The 431-nt window shown below is 51.0% G+C and carries 1 rRNA gene; it reads left to right on the top strand.

Annotation, left to right across the window (positions count from 1 at the left end):
* A 23S ribosomal RNA gene (locus QMX82_RS25705) occupies window positions 1–431 on the top strand; the annotation flags it as partial.

Here is a 431-nt window from a genome sequence, read left to right as displayed (position 1 = left end):
GACCCGGAGATCTCTGAATGGGGAAACCCACCTAGCATAAGCTAGGTATCTTAACCTGAATCCATAGGGTTAAGAGGCGAACCAGGGGAACTGAAACATCTAAGTACCCTGAGGAAAAGAAATCAACCGAGATTCCCTTAGTAGTGGCGAGCGAACGGGGACCAGCCCTTAAGTTGATTTGAGAGTAGCGGAACGCTTTGGAAAAGGCGGCCATAGTGGGTGATAGCCCTGTACGCGAAACGCTCTTATCAATGAAATCGAGTAGGACGGGGCACGAGAAACCCTGTCTGAATATGGGGGGACCATCCTCCAAGGCTAAATACTCCTGACTGACCGATAGTGAACCAGTACCGTGAGGGAAAGGCGAAAAGAACCCCGGAGAGGGGAGTGAAATAGAACCTGAAACCGTATGCGTACAAGCAGTGGGAGCC

This window comes from Pseudomonas sp. PS02302 (assembly GCF_029959585.1).
GTDB lineage: Bacteria > Pseudomonadota > Gammaproteobacteria > Pseudomonadales > Pseudomonadaceae > Chryseomonas > Chryseomonas aestiva.
The sequence above is the reverse complement of the archived record's forward strand: the minus strand, read 5'-3'. Positions and strand labels throughout refer to the sequence as shown.